Source organism: Bacillus sp. 7894-2, from assembly GCF_002272225.1.
In the GTDB taxonomy this organism is placed as follows: domain Bacteria; phylum Bacillota; class Bacilli; order Bacillales; family Cytobacillaceae; genus Cytobacillus.
Genome location: NZ_NPDG01000038.1, coordinates 18,822 through 41,182 on the forward strand (window position 1 = coordinate 18,822; position 22,361 = coordinate 41,182).

At 42.0% G+C, this 22,361-nt stretch carries 22 protein-coding genes; 13 read left to right on the forward strand and 9 right to left on the reverse strand.

What is annotated here, in order from left to right:
• Window positions 1-51: 51 nt before the first annotated feature.
• Entirely contained in the window at window positions 52-1,566 is a 1,515-nt protein-coding gene (locus tag CHI10_RS06715; protein ID WP_095243533.1) for a CoA-acylating methylmalonate-semialdehyde dehydrogenase, read from the forward strand.
• A 163-nt stretch (window positions 1,567-1,729) separates the two neighbouring features.
• Here CHI10_RS06715 and CHI10_RS06720 read toward each other — a convergent pair whose 3' ends face one another.
• A complete protein-coding gene (locus tag CHI10_RS06720; protein WP_095243534.1) occupies window positions 1,730-2,446 on the reverse strand; it encodes a 3-ketoacyl-ACP reductase in 717 nt (238 codons plus the stop codon).
• Between the two features lie 402 nt (window positions 2,447-2,848).
• Window positions 2,849-3,703, reverse strand: coding sequence for a LiaG family protein (liaG, locus tag CHI10_RS06725; RefSeq protein WP_095243535.1), 855 nt, complete (start codon window positions 3,701-3,703; stop codon window positions 2,849-2,851).
• A gap of 449 nt (window positions 3,704-4,152) precedes the next feature.
• Between liaG and def the strand changes: the two genes are divergently transcribed.
• Window positions 4,153-4,731: a peptide deformylase gene (gene def / locus CHI10_RS06730; protein ID WP_095243536.1), complete on the forward strand. Its 579-nt coding sequence runs from the start codon at window positions 4,153-4,155 to the stop codon at window positions 4,729-4,731.
• 197 nt (window positions 4,732-4,928) lie between these two features.
• On the opposite strand, the gene CHI10_RS22625 is transcribed toward def, so the two are convergent.
• Window positions 4,929-5,060 (reverse strand): hypothetical protein, encoded by a 132-nt coding sequence (locus CHI10_RS22625; RefSeq protein ID WP_286137211.1) that lies wholly within the window; start codon window positions 5,058-5,060, stop codon window positions 4,929-4,931.
• Between the two features lie 127 nt (window positions 5,061-5,187).
• Here CHI10_RS22625 and CHI10_RS06735 point away from each other — a divergent pair, with 127 nt between their 5' ends.
• On the forward strand, window positions 5,188-6,015 hold the full coding sequence (locus tag CHI10_RS06735; RefSeq protein ID WP_095243537.1) for a DUF2935 domain-containing protein: 828 nt from the start codon (window positions 5,188-5,190) through the stop codon (window positions 6,013-6,015).
• Between the two features lie 247 nt (window positions 6,016-6,262).
• Window positions 6,263-6,898, forward strand: a complete 636-nt coding sequence (locus CHI10_RS06740; RefSeq protein ID WP_095243538.1) for an adenine nucleotide alpha hydrolase family protein — start codon at window positions 6,263-6,265, stop codon at window positions 6,896-6,898.
• 33 nt (window positions 6,899-6,931) lie between these two features.
• Here the strand turns inward: CHI10_RS06740 and CHI10_RS06745 are convergent, their stop codons facing one another.
• Both CHI10_RS06745 and spoIIP read right to left on the reverse strand, forming a co-directional pair.
• Window positions 6,932-7,681 (reverse strand): (S)-benzoin forming benzil reductase, encoded by a 750-nt coding sequence (locus tag CHI10_RS06745; RefSeq protein ID WP_286137216.1) that lies wholly within the window; start codon window positions 7,679-7,681, stop codon window positions 6,932-6,934.
• Between the two features lie 230 nt (window positions 7,682-7,911).
• Complete coding sequence (gene spoIIP, locus CHI10_RS06750; protein ID WP_095243540.1) at window positions 7,912-9,045, reverse strand: stage II sporulation protein P; 1,134 nt, start codon at window positions 9,043-9,045, stop codon at window positions 7,912-7,914.
• A gap of 121 nt (window positions 9,046-9,166) precedes the next feature.
• Here spoIIP and CHI10_RS06755 point away from each other — a divergent pair, with 121 nt between their 5' ends.
• The 4 genes from CHI10_RS06755 (at window position 9,167) to rodA (ending at window position 13,131) form a co-directional block, all read left to right on the forward strand.
• Window positions 9,167-9,622: a hypothetical protein gene (locus CHI10_RS06755; protein WP_095243541.1), complete on the forward strand. Its 456-nt coding sequence runs from the start codon at window positions 9,167-9,169 to the stop codon at window positions 9,620-9,622.
• Between the two features lie 154 nt (window positions 9,623-9,776).
• Entirely contained in the window at window positions 9,777-10,541 is a 765-nt protein-coding gene (locus CHI10_RS06760; RefSeq protein WP_286137212.1) for a FixH family protein, read from the forward strand.
• A 389-nt stretch (window positions 10,542-10,930) separates the two neighbouring features.
• Window positions 10,931-11,713: a DUF4931 domain-containing protein gene (locus CHI10_RS06765; protein ID WP_095243542.1), complete on the forward strand. Its 783-nt coding sequence runs from the start codon at window positions 10,931-10,933 to the stop codon at window positions 11,711-11,713.
• Window positions 11,714-11,958: 245 nt separating this feature from the next.
• Window positions 11,959-13,131: a rod shape-determining protein RodA gene (gene rodA, locus CHI10_RS06770; protein ID WP_095243543.1), complete on the forward strand. Its 1,173-nt coding sequence runs from the start codon at window positions 11,959-11,961 to the stop codon at window positions 13,129-13,131.
• Between the two features lie 31 nt (window positions 13,132-13,162).
• Here rodA and CHI10_RS06775 read toward each other — a convergent pair whose 3' ends face one another.
• From CHI10_RS06775 to CHI10_RS06790, 4 genes are all read right to left on the reverse strand, one after another.
• The gene (locus CHI10_RS06775; RefSeq protein WP_095243544.1) at window positions 13,163-14,224 is read right to left on the reverse strand and encodes a Ger(x)C family spore germination protein; all 1,062 of its coding nucleotides are present in this window, start codon (window positions 14,222-14,224) and stop codon (window positions 13,163-13,165) included.
• On the reverse strand, window positions 14,221-15,321 hold the full coding sequence (locus tag CHI10_RS06780) for a GerAB/ArcD/ProY family transporter (RefSeq protein WP_095243545.1): 1,101 nt from the start codon (window positions 15,319-15,321) through the stop codon (window positions 14,221-14,223). The genes CHI10_RS06775 and CHI10_RS06780 overlap by 4 nt, the downstream gene beginning before the upstream one ends.
• Before the next feature lie 54 nt (window positions 15,322-15,375).
• Entirely contained in the window at window positions 15,376-16,869 is a 1,494-nt protein-coding gene (locus CHI10_RS06785) for a spore germination protein (protein ID WP_095243546.1), read from the reverse strand.
• A 268-nt stretch (window positions 16,870-17,137) separates the two neighbouring features.
• Complete coding sequence (locus tag CHI10_RS06790) at window positions 17,138-18,106, reverse strand: ABC transporter substrate-binding protein (RefSeq protein WP_095243547.1); 969 nt, start codon at window positions 18,104-18,106, stop codon at window positions 17,138-17,140.
• A 205-nt stretch (window positions 18,107-18,311) separates the two neighbouring features.
• On the opposite strand from CHI10_RS06790, the gene CHI10_RS06795 reads away from it, so the two are divergent.
• From CHI10_RS06795 to CHI10_RS06815, 5 genes are all read left to right on the forward strand, one after another.
• Window positions 18,312-19,313 (forward strand): FecCD family ABC transporter permease, encoded by a 1,002-nt coding sequence (locus tag CHI10_RS06795; RefSeq protein WP_095243548.1) that lies wholly within the window; start codon window positions 18,312-18,314, stop codon window positions 19,311-19,313.
• Window positions 19,313-20,368, forward strand: a complete 1,056-nt coding sequence (locus tag CHI10_RS06800) for a FecCD family ABC transporter permease (protein ID WP_095243549.1) — start codon at window positions 19,313-19,315, stop codon at window positions 20,366-20,368. Before CHI10_RS06795 ends, CHI10_RS06800 begins: the two co-directional genes overlap by 1 nt.
• A gap of 81 nt (window positions 20,369-20,449) precedes the next feature.
• Complete coding sequence (locus CHI10_RS06805) at window positions 20,450-21,274, forward strand: ABC transporter ATP-binding protein (protein WP_095243550.1); 825 nt, start codon at window positions 20,450-20,452, stop codon at window positions 21,272-21,274.
• Window positions 21,271-22,038: an IucA/IucC family C-terminal-domain containing protein gene (locus CHI10_RS06810; protein WP_286137215.1), complete on the forward strand. Its 768-nt coding sequence runs from the start codon at window positions 21,271-21,273 to the stop codon at window positions 22,036-22,038. Before CHI10_RS06805 ends, CHI10_RS06810 begins: the two co-directional genes overlap by 4 nt.
• Window positions 22,031-22,279 (forward strand): YusU family protein, encoded by a 249-nt coding sequence (locus CHI10_RS06815; RefSeq protein ID WP_095243552.1) that lies wholly within the window; start codon window positions 22,031-22,033, stop codon window positions 22,277-22,279. Before CHI10_RS06810 ends, CHI10_RS06815 begins: the two co-directional genes overlap by 8 nt.
• Window positions 22,280-22,361 lie beyond the last annotated feature (82 nt).

Below are 22,361 nucleotides of genomic sequence, written 5' to 3' on the forward strand. Positions count from 1 at the left end.
TAAAGCAGGGAGAGCGTAAAGACCTGTTAATATCGAAAGGAGAAAACGTAGATGGCAAACATTACGGATGTAAAAGAACTTACACATTTTATTGAGGGAAAAATGATCACTGGTAAAAGCGGCCGTTTCTCCGAAGTTTTCAATCCTGCAACAGGAGAGGTCATTGCGAAAGTGCCATTAGCTTCCGCAGGGGAAGTGAAGGAGGCAATTGAAAAAGCAGAAGCTGCGTTCCCTGCATGGCGTGATCTCTCAGTAGCAAAGCGTGCAGAAATTGTAATGAAATTCAGGCACTTGCTGACGGAAAATAAAGAAAAATTAATTGAATTAATCTGCACGGAAAGCGGGAAAACCGAAGAAGATGCATTAGGTGAAATTACCCGTGGAATCGAATCTGTAGATTTAGCTATTAATGCTCCTCATTTGATGAAAGGCGAATATTCAGTAAATGTTGGCGGGCAAATTAATGCTTATTCTGCTAAATATCCGCTAGGTGTAGTAACAGCAATCTCTCCATTTAATTTTCCAATCATGGTGCCGCTCGCTCAGACAAGTATGGCGGTAGCGGTTGGAAATGCAGTTATTTTAAAAGCGTCTGAGCGGGTTCCAATGACAGCTTTATTCATGAGTGAGTTATGGAAAGAAGCAGGACTCCCAGATGGTATTTGGACAGTAATCAATGGAGATAAAGAGGCAGTCAATGAACTGCTCGAGAATCCGGCAGTACAGGCAGTTTCTTTTGTTGGCTCAACACCGGTAGCACATTATATTTATGAAACAAGCGCTAAATATGGCAAACGTGTTGTTGCTTTAGGCGGAGGAAAAAACAATATGGTAGTCATGCCGGATGCTGATCTGGAACAAGTAGCAAATGCTTTCATCAGTGCAGGGTATGGAGCTGCTTCCCAACGTTGTATGGCAATCTCTACATTAATGCCGGTAGGACAAGAAACCGCTGATCGTTTAGTAGAAATATTAAAAGAAAAGATTGAAAACTTAAAAGTGGGGGCTTATACAGACAATGCCGATTATGGCCCTGTTATTTCCCGACAAGCGAAAGAAAATATTTTAAAAGCCATAGATCGCAGTGAAGAAGAAGGTGCGAAAATCGTTTGCGATGGACGTTACAAAGACATTACAAAAAATAGCAATGGCTTCTTTCTGGCACCAACCTTGCTTGATAATGTTAAGCCGGGTATGGAAATTTATGAGGAAGAAGTCTTTGGTCCAGTTCGAAATATTGTACGCGTAGATAATTTAGAAGAAGCGATTGACTTAATCAATCAGCATGAATTAGGGAATGGTGTTACAATTTTCACCAATGCTGGTCTGGCAGCAAGGAAGTTCACAACTGAAATTGATGTAGGAATGGTTGGTGTAAATGTACCTATTCCGATTCCCGTTGGCTATCATAACTTTGCAGGTTTTAAAGGTTCAAGATTTGGTGATGGTCAAATGTTTGGTCCAGATCAGGCAAATTTCTATACAAAATCAAAGATGGTTTCAGAGCGCTGGCTGGCCCCAAGCGAAAACAGTGGTTTGTCATTTGCATTCCCGAGTAATAAATAGTTTTTATGAAAGCGTTGCCCCTGCTGTGGCAACGCTTTGTGCAGTCTGGAACGTTATTTTGTTTCGGAATACTCGGCAGGGAGTGCTGAGAAGAAATCAATCATAGAACCAATTGCATAAAAAGCAGACCTTACGAAGGTCTGCTTCCCCTTGCTTACGGAGCTTACGGATTTGTCGACCACATGCCGGCTGTTTTCACAAACACCCGAGGGTTCAATTTCAGCTGTGCTACCATGAATTCTGCCAGATCTTCCGGCTGCATGACTTTTTCAGGGTTGCCGTCTGTCAGGTTTGTCTCAATCGCAAGGTCAGTGGCAACCGTGCTTGGAGTTAACGCGCTAACCCGGATATTGTGTTTTCTGACCTCAAGCATCAGGGACTCTGTTAAGCCTAAAACGGCAAATTTGGATGCGCTGTATGCACTGGTGACAGGCGCTCCTTTTTGTCCGGCTGTGGATGCAATGTTGATAATGTCTCCGGACTTCTGTTCGATCATTTCAGGAAGAACGGCTCTTGTAACATTATAAACACCCATCAAGTTGACCTGGATGATGCTTTCCCACTCGTCAGGCGATAACTCCAGGAATCCTCCGAACTTAGCAATTCCGGCATTGTTAATCAGGATATCCACAGAGCCAAGGTCCGATTTAATATGCTCGACTGCATGAGTAACGGCTTCAAGGTCAGCAACATCGGCTGCTGCAGCAGATACATTCACATCGTACTGGCTAAGTTCATCCGCCATTTTTTCCAGATTTTCAATCGTGCGGCCAAGCAAACCAATATGGACGCCTTCTTTTGCAAGCGCGATAGCTGCTGCACGGCCGATTCCTCTGCCTGCTCCCGTGATGAGAGCTGTTTTTCCTTTTAATGTATGCATCGTTTTTCCTCCTCTAAAAAAATCATTCATATACTACCCGAAAGGAGGTAAATTTCCTAATAAACCGCTTGTTAAATGTAAAAGTCATTCACAGATGGGAGGTATTTTCATTTAGAGTTTTCCATTATGTGAATAACTAATTCATTGATTTTTTGAATTTTTCAGAAGTATCCACAATTAGAAGGGTTTTTTGCCCGTTTCATCCACACAGCGTGGATAATCCAAGGAGACAATAGAGTTATCCACATAGGCAATCATGATCGAGATAAAAAGTTATCCCCATACATACTCTTCTTTAAATTTATCCACATAAGTGATTGCCTGTCTCCCTATTTGTTCCTATCCGGCAATGAACTTCTCCTTGATCCTTATTTGCATTAAAAAAAGCCCGGTTTCCCGGACTTAGTTAATTTCGGCTTTCCCGCTGGATACAGAGATGCGGATGTCATGTTCTCCTGATCCATGTTTGCCAGAAATATCATTTTTATCCCTCTCTTCATCATCCAATTCGAAATTGCTGCTGATATGGCCGCTGCTTGCTTTGCCTTTTAAGGTGAAGTCTGCATCATCAGGCAAATCAAGGCGGACAAAGCCTGAACTGGCTTCCACTTTAATAGAATCAATCAATTTGCCAACCATTATATCGAGCTGTCCAGATGAGACCCCGGCGTCAAGCTTGCCCTGGTAGTTGCGGATCTTCACTTTGCCTGAACTCATATCTATTTCGCCTGAACGGGCAAATAAGTGATCTGCATCCATCATTCCCGACGAGCCTTCATGCTCAAACTCATCCGTCTTAATGTTGGCCAGGCTGACTTTTCCTGAGCTCATATTAACATCCAGGCTCTCAAGCTCGAAAGGCCTGCTCTCGGATTCACCGGCAAAATTCAAATGGCCGGAACCGATGTCAATGGACATGGATTTATTGAAATCTTCAGGAATGTAGATTTTCAGATTGCTTTTGTTATTGAAAAACTGAAAGCCATCCAGCCACTTTCTTTTATATTCAACACGAATTTCGTTTCCAGACTTATTTATTGTCACTTTGCCTTTACCGTCAAGCTCGGCACTAACATCATTTCTCTTTTCAGGAATAATGACTGTATCTGAGCTTGATACATCTATGCTGATAGTATTTATCCTCTTGCTGAGGGTAGCTTCGGTACTGTTGCCTCCAAAGCTGAGCCAGCTGTTCACGCCGGTAAAGAGTAAATAGGAACTGATTAAAATAATAAATATGACAAATATCCTTTTCAAAGTGATCCCCTGCTTTCATTCTATCGATTTCTTATGTATATCTTACAAAAAGGCGAGGTCTTTGCACATTGAGCCGCAGCTTTATTTCCTGCTAGGACTTGAGGCGTATGGGATATAGGATTATGTTTTTTGTGCAGATTCCGCCTGCCGTTCTGAAAAGTATTCTCTTTTCACATCTTTTACCTTATTATAAAAGGAAAAAATAGGAGAAGCTATGAAAATTAATCTATAACCACTGTAGGTATGTGGTGTATATAATGGATTTTATACACAATCAGTAATGTAAAAGAATTGGACATGTCACTGCCTCGAATGCTAACATAAAATCAGTTTCGGCTTGGAAAAGGCCCGCTCAAGAGTGCAGTGTACAGGAAAACAATTGCACAGAAAATAACTCGCTTTTATATTTTTTAAAACACTTAAAGTAAAGGTAGATGAATTGTTTATTTATGAGTAAATTTAATGCTGATACAATCATTACGATGAAGGATATTGTACGTGAGGGTGATCCGATCCTGCGTGAAGTAACAAAAGAAGTCACAGTGCCTTTGACTGAAGAAGATCGCGGAACGCTGATTGCGATGATGCAGTATTTGAAGAACAGCCAGGACCCTGCTGCTGCAAAGAAATATGGCTTGCGTCCGGGCATTGGGCTATCCGCCAACCAAATTGGCCTGAACAAGCGCATGTTTACAGCTTATTTTACCAATGAAAAAGGTGAGCCGCAGGAGCATTATATCATTAACCCGAAAATTATCAGCCACTCTGTCGGTGTCATTTTTCTTCCGGAGGGTGAAGGGTGCCTGTCTGTAGACCGTGATGTAAAAGGGTATGTGCCCCGTTATGAGCGCATTAAGGTAAAAGCATATAATCTTGATGGCGAGGAAGTGACACTCCGGTTTAAGGGGATTCCGTCAATCATCATGCAGCATGAAATCGACCATCTGAACGGAATTATGTTTTATGATCGAATTGATAAAAACGACCCGTTCAAAGTTCCAGAAAACTCAGTTATGGATAGTATTTAATATTTAAAAGCCGGCTTCTAACTGAAGCCGGCTTTCTCTTAAAGGATTAAAAGTATAACTTTGAACTTCGATAACTGTCTAGCTCCAGGCGCCATCGGCTCTCGGGTCTAAGCCAATCCGTCCAAAAGGTTAAAGAACAACCTTTCAGCCGGCTTGTCTTATGCTTGTAGCCGATAGGCGGGCGCCTTGCGCTTTTCTTAATCCAAATCTGTCTTATCTTTTTGGTCTTTGTTCCTCTTGTTGCCCTTGCTGTTATCACCGCTGATCGGGGATTGATTCCCTCTTGGTGAATTTTGATTGTGGCTGCCTTTATTGAACTTTTTAGTCATGGGGATTCTCCTTTCGTTAAAATGCTTCCTTATTGTCTCTAAATCACTTTCTTTTTATCCGGACCGGCCTTCATGTTTCCTTTTAAATTGCATATACATTTAAAAGGATTATTATGGGGGGATCTGGATGAATGAAATAGGTTTGACACCGTGGGAGGAGCATGCTTTTTGGCTGGAGATTCTTGAGGATCATGCGATTTTTGTCAGGGACCATCTTTCCTCAGCAGAAGATAAGTATGTAAAAAGAGCGGATGAATACAGGCAAGCCTTCCGGAACCTTAGGACCAGGCTTAAGCAGTTATCTCCTTCAGCACAGGCAAACTCACAGGAAGCTGCATCGATGGCCATGGAGATATGGCCGATTGCCAATGGCTATTTTCAATTCGAAGGAAAACTTCAGAATTTGAGAATCAATAACATGATCAATATTAATCTTTCGCCAACGTATTTTAACGGCACATTAAATGAAAACCAGGAATATTTGCGGCTTCTGTCTTACTATGCAAAAGGGCAAACACCTCCGCCGCAATCCCTTTTTGACCTGCTGGATTTGTGGCTCGAGGATCAGCTGGGGCATGTCCTTCTTCTACGGAATTCGATTGATCCGATTGAGGTTTTTGTTGAAGAACAGGCCCAAATTTATACGAGGGTTTTTCAGGGATTCCTCGTGCAGAACCGACATATGAGGGGATATCTCCGATTCACACAGCCGGGGTTTCCGCGCCAGCAGGAAATGGCGAGGGACGTTGGGGCTGCTGTGATTGAAATGAATGAATACATTAAAGGTATTGTCCAAAAGTATGCCAGCAAAAGAATTCTCAATAAAACAACTTTGAGATTTCTCGAACATCATTTCCCTGAAGCCTGCTATTTAATAAAAAAACTCAGCTACTATGCTCCTGAACTGGCGGAAGAAGCTTCTAAATGCTCTTTGAAAAAACCGTCTTATGGATAAGAGCCAATGCACACCCTCTTTTAAAAAGGAGGGTTATTCTTATAAATAGGGCAAAAAAAATGCTTCCTTGAAAGGAAGCTGAAAAAAAGGGGGATTTACACTTGTAGGATTAGTATGCCCGGACAAAGGAGTTCTTATTCATATTTTTTTAAAAAATAACCCTTGATTTAGAGCCCTTTCGCTAGAGGTTTATTCCATATTATTCGTGCTATACTAAAAATAGAATCCGGTGGGAGAGGTGCTAATTATGAAGGAAAATATATTAATATGTGTAAGCAATCCCGATCATGCGGAAAGACTGGTCCAGAGAGGCAAAAAACTGAAGGAAGCTTTTCAGGGAGAGGGTTATATTCTTTCCGTAGAAAACCGGAAACAGGAAGAGTTTAACTTTAACGAGCTTCAGACAAAATACTTGTTCGAAAGTTTAGCAGAGAAATACGGGATGAAGATGCTCGCCAAGTATGCCGGGGAGAAAAAAACTGCCAGGGTGATTGCCGATGTGGCCGAGGAGTATAAAATTACCCAGATTATTCTTGGACAGGCTGTTCAAACCAAGCTGGAGCGGCTGGTAAAAGCTTCGCTGATCAATGAATTATTTCAGCTGCTTGATGGGGTGGATATTCATGTCGCAGAAGTTTCCAGAAAGGTCCATGATCCTTCTGATGACACAGATAAAGGGATGCCGGCACAGGTCGTCAAGAAAGGCTCCGATTATCATCTAATCCTTGGAGAAAGTCATGAGAATGGAATAAATGGCACTTTCTTTAAAACATTATCCTCCGATTTCTCAAATGGTTTTTTTGTTATACAAAGAGGAAATAACCATGAAGTACTGCGTATTCATCATGGTATTGTTGATAGTAATATATTGGAAGATAAATAAGAAAGCCGGCCCTCCAGCCGGCTTTTGACATTTTTAAATTAAGTCATTTACATAATACACTTTGCCGCTCTCAATCTCCTTATGCAGCAGACGGGCCAATGTGTTTGCCACAGTTTCCGTATCCCTTAGCATACCCTTTTCCTTATATGCCTGGAATTTTTCCAGATCATGAAAGGATTCCTTTGCTGAAGAACGAATGGTTCCCTGCATATCTGTGTCCATGACACCTGGACTAAAGGCTATAATCTTATGGCTGCTTCCTGCTGTCTGCAATTCCAATGCAGCAGTTTCCGTGAACATATTTATTCCGGCTTTTGTGCTGCAGTAGGCACTCCACCCCTGTATAGGTCTTTCCGCAGCGCCTGAAGTAATATTGACAATGACCATATCACATGAAACTTCACGCAGCAGGATGTTTGAAATCATTATAGGAGCAATCAGATTAACGTGAGCATTTTGAATTAATGCCGCATGATTGAGATTCCCGGCTGTACCGATTGGATCAATGACCCCTGCGTTGTTAAATACATATACGGTCTCCGGCTGTTTTTCCTGCAATAAGGCTGTCAGTTCGCTGAAAACAGATTCAAGCTCATCCGATGAGGACAGGTTGCAGAAATATTGAGCATAGAATACATTTTTCTCTGCAGCAAGCTTAGCTAATTCCGGGTTTTCGGTCCTTGAAACAGAAATGATTCCAGTTCCTTCCATCACCATTCTCCTGGCTATGGAAGCACCTAACCCTTTTGATGCGCCTGTTATAATTGCCAATTTCACATTCATCACTCCTATTTTCTGCTTGATTATCTACTATTAAAGCAGAAAACAATTATTTTTTCCTGTATCGGCCATAATGTTCCTCCCTAAATGCCTTCATTTCATCCTCTATTAAATTGATAATGGAGAGGGTCATTCCTGAAAACAGGCAGGCAACCGTAATCGTGCTTATGCCAAACAGAAAGTAAAGAAAACAGGTGCTGAAAAAAGTAAACAGGAGACAATAATGGCAAGCGCTAATTTTTCGCATTGACCGGCTCTGCCTTCCAGTAATAATCACTGAACACATCTGCAAATGCTTTAATGGAATGATTCAGTTCTTCCAGATTATTTTCCACACCACCGAATTCCAGCAGCAGGGCCCGTTCGGAAAGATCCTGGTTATATATGCCATTGCCTTCACTTTTTCCTTTCACAATGACGCCTCTGCTAATTCCCTTATATTTTGCTTCCAGTGCCTGATGGAGCTCCGTAGCCACTTTTAAGTTTTGCTCATAGTTTTTGTGCTCCTTCCCGACGACAAAAAATAGTCTCGCGTATGGCTTCTGATCAATTAATGCGGTTGTTTTCCCGCGTGGCAGCGAATCTCTGTGGATATCAATCAGGAATTTAACATCTTTATTCTCTGTCATGGCAGTCTGGACAGTTTCTCTTGACATCGCATAGGAATTTTCCCAGTTCCAGCCCTTCTTTTTCAGCTCTGCGGCTATATTGGTTTTATCATGCTCAGCACCTATGCCTTTTCTCGCCAGTTCTTCACTAAGCTTTTTTCCGACAGCAATAACATTAACCTGTTCATTGGGGCTAACAGCCTCATCTGTATTCTTTACATCTTTTAATAACGGAGCAAACGATTCCCAGCTATGGGATTGGTAAATAAAAACCCCTTTTTTGTCTGGAATTACCGGGGGAGCAGCATTATCCTCACTTTGGCCGTTATTCATAGCCAGTTCTTTTTCTTTTAAAAGAACTTCAAGTGGAGGTGCAGATTCCACTGGCAGGTTGGTAAAATCGGTGCCCTCACCAGCCACGGCAATACCGGTATCAAAGATCGAAAAACCAGGAAGCTCCCGGCCAAGGAATGTTCTAATATCCTGCGGCTGTGTGTTGGTTGCCAGCTTAAAGAGGGTTCCGGACAGGGAGTAGCTTTCGGCAGGAGTTTCCTTATAAAAATAATGATTTTCAGCTTTTAGAAAGTGAATGAAGAGCTGGTCGGCTTTAATATCCTTCAGCAGCACATTCATATGTGACGAAGAAAAGGCAGCCGGATAAAGCGTAACGGTCCCGGCAAGCGCCACGACTGCACAAATACTGAAAAGCCAGCTGTTTATATAAAAGAATAGAGAATGGACACTTAATTTAGAATTCATATCAATCCCTCCACTCTCTAAATATATGACGGATAAGCTGAATTAGAAGACAAGGGACGAAAGGGAAATCAGGCTGTTTGACGAATTTATTAAAGGAGTCTATAAAAAGGAGATGACTGAAATGGTACAGCAAGTATTAATGGAAAAAGACGAACATAAAAAATTGGCCATCAGCTTATTCAACAAAGTATGGGACCTGATGGAAAATCCCGATAGAACGGAAGAAGAAAACCTCGAAATGATCCATATGGTACATACATCGCGCTATCATTGGGGAATTGTCGGGCAGCCTGTTAATCTCTCAAGGGGAGAGTGGCAGATATCCAGAGTATATACAGTCTTAAACAGGGCTGAACCCGCTCTATTTCATGCTAAAAGAAATCTTGAAATTTGTCTTTCTAACAAAATTAGGGACTTTGATTTGGCATTCGCCTACGAAGCTTTGGCCCGCGCCTATAAAATAGCCGGCGATGAAGAAAAAGTGCAGCAATATAAAAAGTTTGCTTACGAGGCTGCCGAAGAGATCGCAAAAGAAGAGGACAAAAAAGTGGTCCTGAATGACCTTGCAACCATTTAGTATAAAATACATAATAAAAAGCAATCCTTTTTACTAAATCTCAAAAGGCCTGAAAAGGCCTTTTATTTTTTGAAAAGATTTCATTGTTTTATCACAAATGGCTTTTATAGTTAGCTTATCAAAGAACAATATAGATAAAGAGAGGGACACTAAATTGAAAAAGATATTATTCAGCCTAATGGCGGGGTTGCTGGTTCTTGGCGGATGCAGCCAATCTGAAGAAGAAAAGCCAGCAAAAAAAGAGGAAGTGCCGCAAATCATTGAAGCTGTCATCGAGGTGCCTGAAACGATTAACCCTGGCGGGGAGGCATCCCTTGCTGTCACTGTTAAACAAGGCGGTGAGGCTGTAACAGATGCAGATGAGGTGAAATTTGAAGTCTGGCAGGAAGGACAAAAAGAAAACGGAGAAATGATAGAGGCAAAGCACGGATCAGAGGGCAAATATACTGCTGATCATGCTTTTGTTGAGGAAGGCCTTTACTATGTTCAGTCCCATGTAACAGCAAGAAGCCAGCATACTATGCCAATGGTTTCGATACAAGTTGGTGAAGCAAAAGCGGAGGACTCAGGAACGGGGCATGATCAGGAAAATGAGGGCCATGAAGAAGGCCACTCTCATGGCCATGGCGGTGAGGTATCCATTGAGCTGCAGGCCCCTGAGCAAATCCAAGCAAACGAACAAACGCAATTATCTGTCCTGGTTGATAATGAAGGGGAACCGCTGGCGGATGCTAAAGTAAAACTTGAAATCTCACTGAATGGTGATACACCTCAATGGGTGAATATGTCTGAAACAGAACCGGGCAAATACACTGCCGGCCATCAGTTTATAAATGCAGGCACATACACCATTACGACACATGTCGAAAAAGGCGACGACATTCACGAGCACACAGAAACTGAATTAACGGTGCAATAAATACTTTTCAGCGGGGAGGATTAATTACCCCGCTGATTCTTTTAGTTTACCAGATAAAATTTTGGCGGGAACTTCGGACACAAAACCCCTGAAAAGTTCGATTAAAGTCCGAAGCCGGGGCAACTTCAGACACAAACCGCCGGAAGCACTCAGTTTGAGTCGGAAGTCAGGGCAACTTCAGACACAAACTGCAGGAAGCAGTCAGTTTGAGTCAGAACAAGGTGCAACTTCAGACTCAAAACCCCGGAAGAATCCGATGAATGTCCAAACCCCTCCCCGCCCCCCAGGAGCCTTCTGACTAGAGCACTCATGAAACTGGCAAAGATACCCCACCCCCAGTTTCATGATAATATAGAAGGAGAGATTACAGAAAAGCAGGTGTCAGAGATATGTCAGATACACATTTGCATTTTAATACGGGGATTGGGGTCCAAAAGCCTAATAGCATTCGGAATAAAGATATCAGCTGCCCTTTTTGTGCAAGGGAGGAACTGACAGATATCATCGCGGTAGAGGATTCAATTATTTTGCTGAAAAATAAGTTTCCTGTTCTGGAAAACTCCTATCAGACGGTGCTGATTGAAACGGATCAATGTGATGGTGAGCTTTCGGTTTACCCTGAGGAGCATTTGGTCAGGTTAATTTCATTTGGTTTAAAACATTGGCTGCTTATGGAAGAAAGCGGGGAATATGAATCTGTATTATTTTTCAAAAACCATGGGCCATTATCCGGGGGAAGTATCGCCCATCCGCATATGCAGATTGTGGGATTGAAAAATATAGATTATAAGGAAAAAATACAGGCAAAGGATTTTGAAGGACTTCTCATTCATGAGGAAAGCGGCACGGTGTTCACTTTATCGACTTCCCCGAGAATCGGCTTTTATGAATTTAATGTGAAGCTTGCCGATCAGGATGATATTCCGTACTTTGCGAAATGCATCCAGACTGCTGCCCATTATATTCTGAATGCCTTTCCTTTTCCAAGCAATAGTTATAACTTGTTTTTCTACAAGCTGGGCAGGGAGATTTACGCGAAAATTGTTCCGCGCTATATTACAACGCCAATTTTCATTGGATACAGCATCCCTCAGGTGCCTAATAATCTCGAGTGGATGAGAGATGATATAAAAGTGAGATATTTCAGCGGTGAGTTTAAAACCGGGTCTTAATACCTTTTGCATCCGAATAAAGAGTATCTTAGAGTACGCTGAATATGGCCGTAAATAACCATTCTCAGTAATTGTAAAAATTTGAAATAATAACCATTCGCTTTTAGAAGTTGTGATTTATCTCTATAAAAAATATAATGAAATATTGTAGCGAGGAATAATGTGAGGTACATATGCTATTCCTTTCGCTGTGCTCCGTTATGCCTTAAAAGGTAAATGGTTTTGTTTTTTAAAGGAGAATGATCATGACCTCAAATCGATATACACCTCCTAAGCTGGATTGGGGCTTAGTATTAATATTAATGCTGCTATTCCTGGTAAGTGCCATATCTATTTACAGCGCACAGACTACAGGACAATATACAGAAAACTTCCTTTTGAAGCAGGTTGTTTGGTATGCCGTTGGTTCAGGAATCATCGCTGCGGTAATCACGCTGGATTCCGATCAGCTTAAGAAGATTTCCTGGTATGTGTATGGCCTGGGGATTGTACTGCTTGGATTCCTGGTTGTGGCGCCAGCAAGCATAGCTCCTGTCATTAATGGGGCAAAAGCATGGTACAAGGTTCCTGGGATGGGATCCCTTCAGCCAGCTGAGCTTGTTAAAGTGTTCATTATTCTGGTATTGGCGAAAACGATAGACGAGCATCATCAAAAAAATGTGTACAAAACCATGCAGTCTGATTTATGGCTGCTGATTAAATTGGTTGGATTAACAATGGTGCCCCTGCTGCTGGTTATGCAGCAGCCTGATTTAGGGACAAGCCTTGTATTTCTGGCAATCATGCTTGGCATGATCTTCATTTCAGGAATCAGCTGGAAGCTGCTGGCCCCTATATTTGGAACAGGAGCGGCTCTTGCAGGCACCATTTTATATTTTGTTTTATGGCATCCCGATATCCTTGAGAAATATCTTGGAGTAAAGGAATATCAGTTTGCGCGCATCTATTCCTGGATTGACCCCTATAATTACCAAAGTTCAACCGGGTTTCAGCTGACACGTTCTCTCCTTGCCATTGGGTCCGGTGAAACAAGCGGGAAAGGATATGGAACGAGGGAGGTCTACCTGCCTGAAAGCCATACCGATTTTATTTTCAGTATTGTAGGTGAAGAATTTGGTTTTGTAGGGGCAAGTATTGTGGTCAGTCTTTTCTTTCTGCTGATCTATCATATTACCAAGATTGGCATGGAAACGAAGAACAATTTCTATACCTATATTTGTGTAGGTGTTATCAGCATGGTTACATTCCATGTCTTTCAGAATATCGGAATGACTATAGGCCTTTTGCCCATCACAGGCATTCCGCTTCCTTTCATCAGCTATGGGGGAAGCTCGCTGATGGGGAATATGCTGGCTATGGGGCTGATCTTCTCCATTCGCTACCATTATAAAAAATATATGTTCTCGACTAGTGATTAAATAGAAAGAGCGGGCTTATGACAGCCCGCTCTTACTCAATAATTCCGGTTTCTTCGACATTGACATTGCATTTAACATCAAAAACAAGGGTTTTATATTCATCCTCCCATTTTTTATAATCAAAATTCCGGTGCTGTGTTTTTTTTATTTGGCCCAGTCCAACTGGATCAATTCCAAGCTCCTGAAACTGCTTAAGCAGCTTGAGGCATTCCCTTTCAACCTTTTTCTCCAGTTTTTTTTCTGCGTCCTTAACCACCGCAGAAGTCAGTTTAGTGCCGGTATACTCACGGATTATGCCTTCAATATTAATGTTGATGGAAGCATGATTATCAGTAATTTTAATTTTATGTTTGGATTTAATACTCTTTACAGCAGCAAGATTTCCTTTTTCTAATTTAACGTCGAAATTTCCTTCACTATATTTGTCAACCAGCAGCTTAAAAAAGAACAAATCCTTTAAAGGCAGGATTTCTACCTCCTTATCCTGGTCGAAAAGGCTAACTCCAATGATCTCCACTTTATCATCCGCAATCTTTTTGAGGCGGGGAAGAAACATATCGCTCCCTTTCTCATAATAATTACGGGAAACAATGTGGAGGTTGGTTTTCGGAATATCCCGATGCTCAATATTATGCTGTATCAAATTATATATGTAAGTTGAATTTCCTCTTGTTCCATACTCTCCCTTCATCAAATCTTCTGCTTTATCTTCCGAGGTCACAACAAATACCCGTGCTCCTATACTTGGGTCTCTTTGAAAGGAATCTATCAGGTCATAGATCCCTTGCCTCGAAATTTTAGGTCCAAAGACCGCCACCTTTAACCCTCCAGTCACTACCGGCTCAGATGATTGCCGGGTCACATCTATTGTAAGATCTTGCCTGAGCTTTCCATTTCCTGAAAAGGTCCGGTTAATCACACTTTTATCAGGCTGAAATTCCTGAAATAATACTGTCCCTCTGTACTTGTCTTTTGGATCCTCTGCTAAGTCGTAGCCCACTCCTACTTCAATATTAATATCATCCAGTATTTCTTTATCCACACAGCCGGTAAGGAACAGGACAAGGCTGAAAAGTATAAGCAGCTTTCTCATTTCTTTTTCCCCTTTTTTAGCTTCTTTGCGATCATGACAGCAGAGAAAAGCAAAGGAATATAAATAAAGTTAAAAACAAATCCCATTTTCCCAACAGAGTCATTAAGCAAATTAATTTTTTCCCTTGTATCCAAAAAAGTTATTATGGAAAGCACTGCTAGAACAACAAAAAACACGCCCACTTTCTGCCGGATATTAAAGACCCTTTTAATAAGGCGAGAGGCGATCCATACGGATATGCATATATTAGGAAGAATGATTAAGTTCCAGTTGGCGATTCCAATATATTCGAATCGTTCAACAAAGGGCATTTCTACTATTTTCCACATTGTTAAACTGGCCCAAATTTGTTTAGACAGCTGTTCTTCGGAAAAATAGGCAAAGGTAATAATGGCTAAAACCGTATATATAAGTGTAGTTGTCATTACGGCCAAATGAGCCCATTTCTGGGATTTCTTTGGTTCTTTTATAAAGGGATAGAAAAAAATGATGCTTTCAAACCCAATAAAAGTAAGGGACATATGATAAGAAGCCGTAAGCATCTCTTTTACGGAATGATCCCAAATGGGCAGCAGATTGTAAAAGTTGGAGAATTTAATCGCCCAGCCAAATGTAAGGAGAAGGTAGGCCGGCAAAACAAGCCCGAAGAATGCGATACCCACGACAGTCCTAAATCCCCCAAAAATAATGTATACACAAAGCGCCAAAAAGCCGAAGGAGAACCAGAAGGTGTTGATTTCCGGAAACATCCAAACCTGAATGACTTCTATAAATGTCCTTAATACTGTTAAAGAAAACAGGATAAAATATCCAATAAAAATGGCGCTGAGAGCTTTGCCAATAAAGTTTCCTGCGACGTATTTATGTGCAGTTACAATATCACCGCCAGCAGTATCACAGATTTTATAGATCATCCAAATAATTACGTGAATGCATCCGCCGGCAAATAATATAGACATCCAGGCATCGTATCCTGCATCCATTGCAATAATCCTCTGATAACCTAATACGCCAATTCCGATTTGTATGGACATGACCATGTAAAATACTAAAAAGGGGGATATTTGTAATCTCTCTGGTATAGGCTGTTCCTTCATCTGGTTCACCTCCATATGATAATCTCAAAACACTCTGAGCAGATACCTGCTTCATTATTCATCAATATCTTTTTTCTTCTTTGCTTTTTTCTTATTAAAACGGATAGGGTTTTTTGTCCTTAAAAATATCGGCCTTTTGGATTGTGCTTCAAATGGAAGCCGGATAAGGGCATCCTTCATATCCACCACCCGAGGGGGATAGAGCGGTTCAAGGAATGGCCTTCCAAGTGAAGTCAGCCTGGTTAAATGAGTCAACAGTACACAGAAGCAAAATACAATTCCGAGCAGGCCCCATAACTCTGCGAAAAACAGAAAAGGAAAGCGAAGCAAACGAATCGTATTGCCCATCCTGTATACAGGTGTTGTAAAGGAAGCGAGAGCTGCAAGGGCTACAATAATAAGCAGGACGTTACTCGTCAGGCCTGCTTCTACTGATGCAGTTCCTATTACAATTCCTCCCACGATACCGATTGTCTGGCCGACCTTCGTCGGAAGGCGTGCTCCAGCCTCGCGCAGCAATTCAATCGTAAGCTCCAAAAACAGCGCTTCAAGAATAGGAGGAAGCGGAATTTCCCGTCTTGATGTGATTAAAGTACTCATCAAATCCTTTGGAATCAGTTCATAATGATATGAAAGAGTTGCTACATAAATAGGTGTAATCAGAATAGAAAATGCAACCGCGAACAATCGGATAAGCCGGAAAAATGAAGATAAAATATAATTTAAAAAATAATCTTCAAAAGAGCTGAAAAACTCAACTAGTGTGGTTGGCGTTATTAATACATGTGGTGAGCCGTCAACCACAATAGCAATTTTCCCCTCTGCCAAGATCCCCGCGACCCTGTCAGGCCGCTCTGTATCAAGAAGCTGCGGGAAAGGGGAATTGGAATTATCACTAATCAGCTGGACAATATAGGAACTGTCTGTGATGGCATCAAATTTCACGTTTTTAAGTCTCTGCCTGACAGTATTTATATTATCCTCATTTGTGATATTTTCCATATAAAGCATTGCGACTGAAGTCTTTGACAGGCTTCCCAGTGTGAATTCTTCAATGATCAGTTCTTTTACAGGCAGACGTTTCCGGATTAAATTCAAATTTTGGCCCATTGATTCTACAAAGGCTTCCTTGGGACCGATAACAGAAAACTCAACCTCAGGCTGGCTTAAGCCTCTGACTATTTCTTTTTGAGCAGCTATAAAGCCGAAATGTTTGAGCTCTGTCTCAATGGTCAGCATGACGTAGCCATTCATCAGCTTTTGTTCAATTAAAGAAGGGTCGTCGCATATCTGCACATCAGCCACAGGAACAAGCTGTTTAATGTCCTCGATTTCCCGGAACTCGTCTTCGAGCAGATTAGGGAGAATGCCATCCTGGATAATATTTTCATCGATTAACGTAGCCATGAAAGTAAGTCCAAAACGCACATTCGTTTTTTGGTTATAATAAAAGATTTTTTTAAAGTCTTTGGATTTAATGAAGGATTGCTCCCATTCCTTATGCTCTATATCCTCTTTAATCCGTTTATTCTTCAACCATTTCCTCATAGGTAAATCACCATCATTTTCGGCATTACGCTTATTGTTGCCGGTTTTGGAAAACTTATGAATGGAAGGCAATAAAAAAAAAGGTTTAGATGTCGAGTAATTTTAGAAGATAGTGAGGGCAAATAAAAAAGGAACCTGGGTCAGGTTCCTTTTTTGTTAAGATCCGGCGCCTGGCCACTCTAGTCCGTTGGGCAGGCGCTGAATTTAAAATATATTTGAGCTCTCATAAAAGAGGGGGTATTATGGGAGCGCAATCACAAGTTTTGCATTACTTCACAAGGTATTTTTCAATGTCATCCAATAGCAGGTTAGCAGCAATAACGCCTCCGGCAGTATTCCAGATGGTGTCACTGACTTCATGAACATTGCCTTCCTGAGCTACTTTAAGGTTTTTGAATAATGGATCTTCAATCCATTCTTTAGCAAGTTTGTTTGCTTCGCCATCGCCTGTTTCATATGTGAAGTAGAATAATACATCTCCATCCATGGCAGGAATGCGCTCTTTCGTAGCATTCTTTTCAGCGAAGTCATTAACATTCTGGCTTTCCGGACGCGCAAGTCCAATTTGATCAAGAATGACGCCTGAGAAGGAGTCTTTATGGTAGATGCGGACATCCCCAGCCATGAAGCGGACAATGGAAACTTCCTGGTTTAATTTATCTCCAAGGCTCGTTTTAATTTCTTCGATGCGGCTGTCATAATCAGCAAGGACTTTTTTGCCTTCTTCTTCTTTATTAATTGCTTTTGCGTAAAGCTCGAAATTTTCCTTCCAGTCTCCGCGCAATGTTTCAGCAAAGACAGTAGGAGCAATGTCATTTAATTGATCATAGATTTTTTCCTGGCGCATTTTGTTTCCTATAATAAGGTCTGGCTGCAGCGCTGCGATTGCCTCTACATTTACTTCACTTTCTGTACCAACAACCTGAACATCTTTCATATCATCAGCGATATGGTCATACCATGGATCGCCAGTCCAGGACTGAACAGCACCAACTGGAGTAACACCCATGGAAAGTAATGCCTCAGTACCTTCGTTTGTCAAAATGACTACTTTTTCAGGTGCTTTGTCAAGCTTAGTTGTGCCCATTGCATGCTCAACTGTATAGCCTGTATCTTCTGTTTTGGTTCCTTCTTTTTCCTTATCGGCTTTCTCGTCCTGTTCGCTGCTATTCCCGCAGGCAGCCAGGAACAAGATTGTGAAAACGGAAAGAATGGCTAGTAAAGACTTTAATTTCATTATGTACTCCTCCATTTTGCGTTGTTAATGATAATCATTTTCATTTGATATTTTTATACTAATGTGAACGCTTTACATTGTCAATAGGTAATTGAAAATCATTTTCATTGAAAATGATTTTCAAACTCGTTGACAGCTAATCCTCTGTACAATAGACTGAAAATGTAACTAAACCTTATTAAATAGATGCAAGAAGGGTCTTTCGATGCTATTAAAAACAAATTCTCTGAGATGGGCTGGGCTATTGGCAGCTGTTCTCCTATTACTAGTATTAATGTCTTTCAGTATTGTATACGGATATACCGACACAACCTGGAAGATGGCAATTGATGCATTTACAAATTTTGATGGAACGAATGAACATATAATCATTCAATCTGTCCGTCTGCCGAGAGCTTTGATTGCAGCCTCTGTAGGGGCAAGCTTAGCCATTGCGGGTGTCCTGCTCCAGTCATTAACAAAGAATCCTCTTGCTGCTCCTGAGATCTTCGGAATTAACGCAGGTGCCGGATTTGCAGTTGTCATAACAGTAACGCTATTTTCCATCAGTAATCTGCAGGTCTTTACATGGGTATCATTTCTGGGAGCAGCTGTTTCATTTATATTTGTATATATTATCGGCTCTATCGGCAGGGAAGGGCTGACGCCTATGAAATTAACCCTTGCCGGTGCGGCAATGAGTGCCATGTTTTCTTCGATGACACAAGGCTTTCTCGTCATTAATGAGACTGCCCTGGAGCAGGTGCTGTTTTGGCTGGCAGGGTCTGTTTCCGGAAGGAAGCTTGAGACCCTTGCAGCTGTATTCCCATATTTGCTGGCCGGCTGGATCTTTTCATTAATCATTGCTGGAAAGTTGAATGTCCTGTCAATGGGTGAGGACGTTGCGAAGGGGCTGGGCTTGAAAACAGGATTGCTTAAATTGGGTGCAGGTATTGCTACCGTTCTTCTCTCAGGAGGAGCGGTAGCTGTCGCAGGTCCCATTGGCTTTCTAGGCATTGTCATTCCACATTTGACCCGGGCTGTCGTGGGCATTGATCATCGCTGGGTTATTCCCTATGCAGGTCTTCTAGGCGGGATGCTCCTTCTGATTGCAGACATAGCATCCAGGTACATCATCATGCCGCAGGAAGTACCTGTCGGCGTCATGACCGCCGTTATTGGAACTCCTTTCTTTGTGTATATTGCCAGAAGGGGGTTCAATAAATAATGAAAAAATATTATAATCTGCGCCTTTTTGGCGATAAGATATCTTTTTTAGTAAATCGGAAAGCACTTATCACATTTTTATTATTGGCAGCAGCTGCTGCTGGAGTATTCGTAATCAGCACCGGCACGGGTGAAATGAAAATTAGCCCTCTAAAGGTAGTCCAGGTATTCTTTGGCGGTGGTTCGGATATGGATAGGCTGATCATTCAATCATTCAGACTGCCAAGAATCATCGTTGCCTTAATGGTGGGAATGGCGCTTGCTGCAGCGGGGGGCATCCTGCAGGGAATTATCAGAAATCCGCTTGCATCGCCTGATATTATCGGGATTACAGGGGGAGCATCTGTAGCAGTTGTAGGGTTTCTTGCTTTCTTTAGTGACAAAAACAATGCATTAACAGTAAGTATTAATTGGATGCCTCTTGCAGCTTTTGCGGGTGCTGCTATTTTGGCTTTCCTTGTTTATTTTCTGGCCTACAAGGATGGAGTGTCGCCAATACGCCTTGTTTTAATTGGGATTGGGCTTGCAAGCTTAATGAAGGCACTGACCACTTTGATGATGGTATTTGGGCCAATTTATCAGGCAAGCCAGGCGAATATCTGGATAACCGGGACAGTTTACGGCTCAAATTGGGATAATGTCGCAATTTTAGTCCCATGGACGCTCGTGTTTCTGGTACTGGCGTTTGTTCTCTCGCGTAATGTCAATATCCAGGAACTTGGCGATGATATTGCCATGGGTGTAGGCAGCACTGTACAGAAATACCGGTTTCTGCTGCTGATGGTCAGCACGGCATTAATTGGCGGAGCTGTCGCATTCGGTGGAGGGATAGGCTTTGTCGGCTTAATGGCTCCTCATATGGCACGAAGGATGGTAGGCTCTGCTTTTGGCGCTTTGCTTCCGGCTTCTGCTCTGATTGGCGGAATCCTGGTCATGGCAGCCGATCTGATAGGCAGGACTTTGTTCTCGCCGCTTGAGATTCCGGCGGGGGTGTTTACAGCCAGCATCGGCGCACCTTACTTTATTTACCTGCTTTTCAAGACAAGAAACGCATAAACTGGAAAAGCTTGAAACTCGTATGATACAGGCAACTGGAGAGCCTATAGATATAAATATTAGGAAAAGGAGAGGGCAGAGATGACAGCAGGGCAAGCAATCGCTACCAAAGACTTAACCTTGTCATATGGAGACACCATTATTATTAATGAACTGGACCTGGAAATACCTAAAGGGGAAATCACTGTATTTATTGGTGGAAATGGCTGCGGGAAATCGACATTACTAAGGTCTATTGCCAGGCTGCTAAAGCCGAAATCTGGTGCTGTATTATTGGAAGGTGAGGCTATAGCTAAACTTTCCACGAAAGATGTTGCCAGAAAGATGGCGATTCTGCCTCAATCTCCTTTAGCTCCGGAAGGTCTCACTGTTCTTCAGCTTGTCAAACAGGGAAGATACCCCTATCAAACATGGCTGAAGCAATGGTCTACTGAAGACGAGTTAAAAGTCAGAAATGCTTTGAAGGCAACACGAATGGAAGAATTGAAAGACCGGACAGTCGATTCCCTGTCAGGGGGGCAGCGTCAGAGGGCCTGGATTGCCATGACTCTGGCACAGGATACAGATACCATTCTGCTGGATGAGCCAACAACCTATTTGGATATGACACATCAAATTGAAATCCTTGATTTATTATTCGAGCTGAATGAAAAGGAGCAGCGTACCATTGTCATGGTGCTTCATGATTTGAATTTGGCCTGCCGCTATGCTCATAATATTGTTGCGATAAAGGATCAAAAGGTTTTTGCTCAGGGCAAGCCGGAACATGTCATTAATTGCGGATTGGTTAAAAACGTGTTTGGCATGGAATGCGAAGTGACGATAGACCCGTTATTCGGCACACCGCTTTGCATCCCCTATGGGAAAGGGAGATGTATTTTAAAGGGGCAAGGACTTCAGGGATGATTAAATTAACAGGAGAACAGGCAGAAGCTCTCGGGCAATTCAGGCTTGCCCGGAATTCAGGAGAAAGCTCTCCTTTAACCATTAAAGTGGAAAATTTGCTGGATTCATCTCAAACGAGTGCGTATCTGAAAGAAGTGAAGAACCATTTAGGAGCACCTGATAACAAAACGGCAGCTTCTATTTTAATCAAAAGGTATGCCTTTCTGCCTGTCATTTACTTGTATTGCATGACGTCCTGGAACGTGAAATTGGATATCAGGCATGAAAATATAACATTTGTCAGTCAGGAAAGAGACGGTCTGTGGCTTCCGGTTTTTCGTTTTGACAGCCTTCAGGGTCAAGGCGCCGGGACAGATAGGGATCAATGGAGAGAGGATGCAGTGAGAACTCTTTTTAATGGCCATATCTTTCAGGTGATCAATAGAATAGCTGGCGAAGCAAAAGTCTCTAAACTTATTCTTTGGGAGAATATAGCGATTTATCTGTTCTGGCTTTACGAAAAGATTTTACCCTTGGAAACACATTCGGAAAGAGCGGCTGAAGATTATCGGTTTATCCTGGAGGAAGCTCCAGGCAATTTATTCGGGGATGAAAATACCAATCCCTTAAAGAAATTTGACAACAGGAAAATATTGAGTGAAAACACCGGGGAAATGGTGCGGCCCAGAAAAACATGCTGCTACTCCTACTTGACCAGCAGCGGTAAACGATGCGGGACTTGTCCACTTTCCTGCACCAGTAAAAGGAGGATTCCTGATGAATGATCGTTTGAAGGAACAGCTGGATGGCCTGCTTGAAAAATATACCGAACTCCTAATCGGCGAGGCCACTCCGGAGTTAAAAGAAAAGGTTGAAGCTTGGGCACTTTATTCTTTTATTGCGAAATCCATGCCGCCTTTAGCCAAGCACTGGAATGATACATATCCTGATGCGAAAGATGAAATGAAAACACTGATAGCTGAAATTAAAACATTGAATGAAGAGATGAGAAGCAAAAAACAGTAAAGATACTTTATATTTAAAACAACCGCTGCCATTAAAAGCAGCGGTTTTTTAGCATATTGCAAATTCGATATTTGTCTAGCTC

Bases quoted from the DNA above. Each gene is read 5' to 3' on its own strand.
- CHI10_RS06735 (WP_095243537.1), top strand. From the start codon at position 5,188: ATGAATGAAATAGGTTTGACACCGTGGGAGGAGCATGCTTTTTGGCTG.
- CHI10_RS06780 (WP_095243545.1), bottom strand. From the start codon at position 15,321: ATGAAGGAACAGCCTATACCAGAGAGATTACAAATATCCCCCTTTTTA.
- CHI10_RS06810 (WP_286137215.1), top strand. From the start codon at position 21,271: ATGATTAAATTAACAGGAGAACAGGCAGAAGCTCTCGGGCAATTCAGG.
- CHI10_RS06765 (WP_095243542.1), top strand. From the start codon at position 10,931: ATGTCAGATACACATTTGCATTTTAATACGGGGATTGGGGTCCAAAAG.
- CHI10_RS06795 (WP_095243548.1), top strand. From the start codon at position 18,312: ATGCTATTAAAAACAAATTCTCTGAGATGGGCTGGGCTATTGGCAGCT.
- CHI10_RS06790 (WP_095243547.1), bottom strand. From the start codon at position 18,106: ATGAAATTAAAGTCTTTACTAGCCATTCTTTCCGTTTTCACAATCTTG.
- def (WP_095243536.1), top strand. From the start codon at position 4,153: ATGAGTAAATTTAATGCTGATACAATCATTACGATGAAGGATATTGTA.
- CHI10_RS06740 (WP_095243538.1), top strand. From the start codon at position 6,263: ATGAAGGAAAATATATTAATATGTGTAAGCAATCCCGATCATGCGGAA.
- spoIIP (WP_095243540.1), bottom strand. From the start codon at position 9,045: ATGAATTCTAAATTAAGTGTCCATTCTCTATTCTTTTATATAAACAGC.
- CHI10_RS06785 (WP_095243546.1), bottom strand. From the start codon at position 16,869: ATGAGGAAATGGTTGAAGAATAAACGGATTAAAGAGGATATAGAGCAT.
- CHI10_RS06805 (WP_095243550.1), top strand. From the start codon at position 20,450: ATGACAGCAGGGCAAGCAATCGCTACCAAAGACTTAACCTTGTCATAT.
- CHI10_RS06800 (WP_095243549.1), top strand. From the start codon at position 19,313: ATGAAAAAATATTATAATCTGCGCCTTTTTGGCGATAAGATATCTTTT.
- CHI10_RS06815 (WP_095243552.1), top strand. From the start codon at position 22,031: ATGAATGATCGTTTGAAGGAACAGCTGGATGGCCTGCTTGAAAAATAT.
- CHI10_RS06775 (WP_095243544.1), bottom strand. From the start codon at position 14,224: ATGAGAAAGCTGCTTATACTTTTCAGCCTTGTCCTGTTCCTTACCGGC.
- CHI10_RS06745 (WP_286137216.1), bottom strand. From the start codon at position 7,681: ATGAATGTGAAATTGGCAATTATAACAGGCGCATCAAAAGGGTTAGGT.
- CHI10_RS06720 (WP_095243534.1), bottom strand. From the start codon at position 2,446: ATGCATACATTAAAAGGAAAAACAGCTCTCATCACGGGAGCAGGCAGA.
- CHI10_RS06715 (WP_095243533.1), top strand. From the start codon at position 52: ATGGCAAACATTACGGATGTAAAAGAACTTACACATTTTATTGAGGGA.
- CHI10_RS06755 (WP_095243541.1), top strand. From the start codon at position 9,167: ATGGTACAGCAAGTATTAATGGAAAAAGACGAACATAAAAAATTGGCC.
- rodA (WP_095243543.1), top strand. From the start codon at position 11,959: ATGACCTCAAATCGATATACACCTCCTAAGCTGGATTGGGGCTTAGTA.
- CHI10_RS22625 (WP_286137211.1), bottom strand. From the start codon at position 5,060: ATGACTAAAAAGTTCAATAAAGGCAGCCACAATCAAAATTCACCAAGA.